The sequence below is a fragment of the Candidatus Burkholderia verschuerenii genome (genome assembly GCF_001189365.1).
In the GTDB taxonomy this organism is placed as follows: Bacteria; Pseudomonadota; Gammaproteobacteria; order Burkholderiales; family Burkholderiaceae; genus Caballeronia; species Caballeronia verschuerenii.
This window is the reverse complement of sequence record NZ_LFJJ01000374.1, coordinates 1-1,393: the sequence shown is the minus strand read 5'-3', so window position 1 is coordinate 1,393 and position 1,393 is coordinate 1. Positions and strand designations below refer to the sequence as shown.

The following is a 1,393-nucleotide window of genomic DNA, read 5'->3' as shown; positions in this document are numbered from 1 at the left end:
GGCGAAGTTCCAAACTCCCAGGAAACCATTCAGATCAATATTGCTTCTGGGAGTTCTGGGAAACACGATCTTCCGGCGGCCCCTTGCCACCCTTGACTTCGACTAATTCTGAAGGGCCGACTACGTACCGGGTCAAGAAAATGGCAATCTTCTCTGACAGCTTGCAAGATACGCTGGCATAAGCTGGGGCGGTGGTGCCCAACGGCGGTAGCTCAAGCAACTTACTTCTTGCAAGGGGAGTGCGGCGGAATTCTTAGACTAGTTTTTGATAGTCCAAGAATTGCGCCGAACCCCAACTCTCCGACGCATGCGTCAACAACAATCCGAAAGGGATTTTTCGGAATATTCTCCGCGAAATGAGCCCGACATTTCTTTACTTGTTGGCTCAACCGTCGCTTGCGGGACTGCGCATTGCCGTCACAACACAGTTGGCCCACTTTGCACCATTATCGACGGATCCAGTCGCATAACGTTCGGTACTCACGATGTCATCCATTGTCGGAACTCGCAATCCCAGCTTCTGCGCTTGATGGACCGATTCGCGATAGACAACGTCGCGTTCCGCAGTTTGCCATTCATCGACGGTTCGCCCTTTGCGTTTGGCCGCTTCGGTCTGAAGCGCCAGGTAGATGCTGCGCGCGGGCTCACGGCGGGGGTCAAAAATATCCTGCATGGAATTCCCCTTTTCACGGTTTATGAAAACATTTTCCCACGTTAACGCAGTGTTGTGTCTGTAGCGGATCCTGTACGTGCATGTACGACTCAAATACCCGACGCGCACGTTCGTTCACGGATATGTAGCGCTCGATCGAAATACGCCGAACTTCTACACCTCGTTCCCAGGAGATCGAAGTTGAGTTTGTGGGACTGAAAAAGTTCGTTTGTAAAGTGCACCATGACTTACTCGGACTGGCAACTATAACGCGGGCCTCGGTACTTGACCGTCAGCAGTTTACCCGCCGCAGCGAGCCGCTTAACGACGAATATATGACGTTGCTTTATGAAGCGATTCACAATGGCTTACCGCCATCGGAGGAGGAACGCTAACCGCTTCGTCTTGCTATCAACCGTGATTGCGACCGGGCAAACACGTGCTCTTGCTGCGTCGATATGCTTACGGACAAGACTGTGCGTGATTGTGACCGCGGACCGGCTTGGGTCGGCGAAGTATCGGTTAGGCATCGCAACACCCTGAGCGCACACATGAAAAAGCTTAGCGTTGCGACCAAACAATGAAAGGAGCAAGGGCAGGGGGAATCGGCACTGTTAGGCTCTGTTCACATTTGAAGAAATGTGTTTACATCTCATCTTTTGCGTAAGCGATCAAGATGAGTCGAATGTTGCTGACCGATGAGATATGGGGACGACTGGAGTCCATTGTTCCGGGTAAGCC

The 1,393-nt window shown here is 52.1% G+C and carries 1 protein-coding gene; it reads right to left on the bottom strand.

Translation table 11 applies throughout. From position 1 onward, the window contains the following. Positions 1-385 precede the first annotated feature (385 nt). On the bottom strand, positions 386-673 hold the full coding sequence (locus BVER_RS31010; protein ID WP_083452435.1) for a hypothetical protein: 288 nt from the start codon (positions 671-673) through the stop codon (positions 386-388). Positions 674-1,393: the final 720 nt, after the last annotated feature.